This window comes from Ruminococcus flavefaciens (assembly GCF_900119075.1).
In the GTDB taxonomy this organism is placed as follows: Bacteria; Bacillota; Clostridia; order Oscillospirales; family Ruminococcaceae; genus Ruminococcus; species Ruminococcus flavefaciens_Q.
In genome coordinates this window covers 70,522-73,979 of record NZ_FPIP01000008.1, presented here as the reverse complement: position 1 = coordinate 73,979, position 3,458 = coordinate 70,522, and the positions used below count along the sequence as shown (strand labels likewise).

4 protein-coding genes are annotated in these 3,458 nt (G+C 43.8%); 1 reads left to right on the top strand and 3 read right to left on the bottom strand.

All coding sequences use genetic code 11. The annotated features are described in order from the left end of the window. On the bottom strand, positions 1 to 800 hold an 800-nt coding region (locus BT105_RS11525), incomplete at its 3' end, for a glycoside hydrolase family 11 protein (protein WP_177243974.1). 476 nt (positions 801 to 1,276) lie between these two features. On the opposite strand from BT105_RS11525, the gene BT105_RS11520 reads away from it, so the two are divergent. Next, positions 1,277 to 1,933, top strand: a complete 657-nt coding sequence (locus BT105_RS11520; protein ID WP_143186587.1) for a YczE/YyaS/YitT family protein — start codon at positions 1,277 to 1,279, stop codon at positions 1,931 to 1,933. Positions 1,934 to 2,250: 317 nt separating this feature from the next. Here the strand turns inward: BT105_RS11520 and BT105_RS11515 are convergent, their stop codons facing one another. Further along, positions 2,251 to 2,799: a class D sortase gene (locus tag BT105_RS11515; protein ID WP_072300874.1), complete on the bottom strand. Its 549-nt coding sequence runs from the start codon at positions 2,797 to 2,799 to the stop codon at positions 2,251 to 2,253. 146 nt (positions 2,800 to 2,945) lie between these two features. After that, positions 2,946 to 3,458: dockerin type I repeat-containing protein (locus tag BT105_RS15080; protein ID WP_207646765.1), on the bottom strand; the 513-nt coding region annotated here is incomplete at its 5' end.

The window sequence follows — 3,458 nt, the reverse complement described above, 5'->3', positions numbered from 1 at the left end:
TTCCACTGGTTGTTCCAGTCGTTATTCTGCTGCTGAGCATTATTGTTTGCAGGAGCTGCTGCGCCAGCGCCTGAACCGTCTGTGCTCACTGTTACGCTCTTTACATTTGCCGAACCGTTTGATCTGTAGCCCTCGATGTTGAGCGATACCTCGTAGAGCTTTCCTGACATATCAAGACCTGCCTGAGACCATGCGTCAAAGTGCTTGGATACGTCGATAGTTCCCTTCATGTAGTTGGTCTGATTGTTTGCAGAGCCGCTTGTCTGACGAACACTCCAATACTGCGGGAAGGTAGATGTACCCTCCAGAGACGGCTGATTGTAGCGCATAGACTTGCGGATATCATATGTATTTCCGTTCAGAGTAACTGTACCCTTGTTCTCGCCGTCGTTTCCTGGTGGTCTCCAGTCGCCCCAGCCTTCTACGATGTAGTACTCAACAAGCGGACTCTTTGTCCAGCCGTATACGCACATATAAGAGTTTCCTCTTGGTGTGTATTCCACATCATATGTGAGTACGATATTTCCGATCTCTTTGTAGTTCTTGCCCTGACTGTCGAAGTTCTTTCCCATACGCGCGAGGAAGTTTTCGATATTGCTCCATGAACAAGTAAATGAACCTGCACCCGGATTCATCGAAGCCTGTCCCTGACCATTCTGATTCCACATCTCATAGTCATATCCGCCGACATTTCCTCTTGTCTGCTGATCGGCAGCTGCTGCCGCAACGGGAATGCTTGAGGCTATCATCAGCGCTGAAACTGTTCCGCTGATTACCCTCTTCATTTTTGATAGCTTCACTTTGATCACTCCTTTGAGTATTGTAAAAAAATCGCTGCGTCGGTCACGTCTGACCTTATTTCTCCAACTATTGCATAGATCAAGTATCCCCAAAAAGTGTACGAGCTCGTTTATCTTTTTCGTATATAATTATAATATCTCAACATATAGTTATACAAGTCATTTTTTGTTCTCGATGTATAATTAGACCAGATATTGCGGAATTTCAAAATTCACAATCGCCTATAAATCGCAATACGTGACGTAGTATCCATAATTCAGCACAATAATTGCACAATGGAGCGCAATAAAAATCAAATGCAAGATTTTCGCAATTATTACATGATTTTACCATTTTTGAATTTTTAACGATACGTGATATCATACATTTCTTACCTCTCATCTGCAATAAAAACTCCGCAATATCAGCGTTGACTTTTATGTTTCCGCTGTGCTATAATCATTTAGAAAAAAATATTTCAGAAAAGAGAGAAAACATGAAAAAAAGAATAATTATGTCAGTCCTCGGCGTCATGACGGGAGCTGTCAGTGTGGCTGTCTTCAAAATGGCTGCATTCGGCGTCGATCCGTTTCAATCGTTTATGAGCGGTATCAGCAAGCTGATACCTATCAGCTTCGGCACTCTTTACGTCATCGTAAATGCGGTGCTGCTGAGCTTCAGTCTCATATTCGACAGGCATTACATCGGTATCGCCACATTTATCAATCTGTTCCTGCTGGGCTATGTTACCGAGTACTCCTACAAGTTCCTGCAATGGCTGGTGCCTGAGCCGTCAATGCCGCTTCGTGTGGTGTTCCTGATAGTGGGCATAGTCATCATATGTATCGGCTCATCGCTGTATATCACCGCAGACCTTGGAGTTTCCACATACGACGCAGTCGCGCTGATAATGGCAAACAAGTGGAAAATAGGCAAATTCAAATTCATACGTATCTGCACCGATGTGTGCTGCGTTGTCCTCGGCTCACTGATGTTCGTCGCAGGCGGCGGAAAGTTTAAAGCGATACCAACTATCGCAGGTATCGGCACAATAATCACCGCCTTCTTTATGGGACCACTTATCGAATTTTTCAGCGTCCACCTTGCCCGAAAACTCCTTGATGATAAAAAAACGTCCTCAAATCAATCATAACACTTATATAGAAACTTATAGTTATTTATGGGGGAACCTTTCTGAGGAAAGGTTCCTCTGACGGAGGCGCGCCCCTCTGTCACTGCGTGACATCTCCCCGCACTGCGGGGAGTCACCCCCATACCCCTTTCCAAAGACTTTTATCTGGTTTTTTCACAGATAGGGCGCTCCATAAATAAAAAAACCTGCAAAAATGCAGGTGCGCCCTATCTGTGAAAAAACAAAACGAAAGTTTTAGGGAGAGAGTTTGAGAGAACCCCTTTTTCAAAAGGGGTTCTCTCAATAATAAGCATAAATCTTCTGTATAAGTACTATGGCTAATTCGTGGACGTTTTTTTATCCATATCAGCTTTTAATGTACCGACGACCACTTGACGCTGTTTTCCGTCATCAGTGCAGGATATTACAGTAAGTCTGTTGTCGCCGAAATCATTCAGCACCCATGTCTCGCTGGGCTCGACTGTTCTGTACTCGGTAACGATGTATGCATACTTTGTATGCTTGTCATCGATATCGACGAGATACATCTCGTCTCCTGCCTTTATCTTGTCAAGGTCATTGAATATCTCAGCATATACAGTGCTGTTATGACCGCAAATACAATAATTGCCCTTGCCGAGCGCTCCTGTTCCCTCAAAATGTCCTGCCGAAACCTGAAGCTGCTTTGAATCCGTCCCCTCAAGGACAGGAACTCTTATATCCAGACACGGTATCTCAAAATTGATGTTCTCATCAAGCAGCCTGCGAAGATATATCTCACGGCTTATCTTCCTGTAGCCGTAAAATAAAAGCACACCTGCTCCGAGAACCACCATTATAATACCGATGATGAACATCGGCTTGTTCTTTTTCTGTGTTTTTTCCATATTGCTCTCCAAATAAGATTTGTAATAATTATATCACTTTTCCTCTCAATGCGCAATATGTGCGGAAAAATTATCTGCATAAACCAAAACCACCCGATGAACGGGTGGCTTTGTAAAAGACATTATCGCCTGAAAACAGGCTGTTATTATAAAGTTTTGATACCGCCGAGAAGATATCTCTGTATCTTAAGGGCGTCGCTTACAGTAAGTCCCTTGATCGCGGAATCAACATCGCCGTTGTCCACACCCTGCTGTGTGATGTGAAGCTCGTTAGTGCCGTTCACGCCGTATTTGTTCGGGTTTGCAAGCGCCTGCATTATAAGAACTACATCGCTCATATCAACAATGCCGTCGCAGTTAGCGTCGCCCTTGACGTTTGTATTCTGAGCAGTTTCTTCTTCATACTCCTCGTCGAGTATATTGAAAGTGAACTGGTTCTGTCTTATCTCGCCGTCAAACTCATAGCTTACAGCAACGTGAGCTTCTCCGCTCTTTCTTGATCTGAATGTGAAGACTGCTTTGCCGTCTTCATCGGAAGCTCTGCTTACCTCATCTGCATTATCAAGAGTAAAAGTAACTGTTGCAGGATCAACATTCTTTATTGCAATTGAGTATGGTTCCAGTCTCTTGCTGGACTCTTTCTCTACAAAGAACTTAGG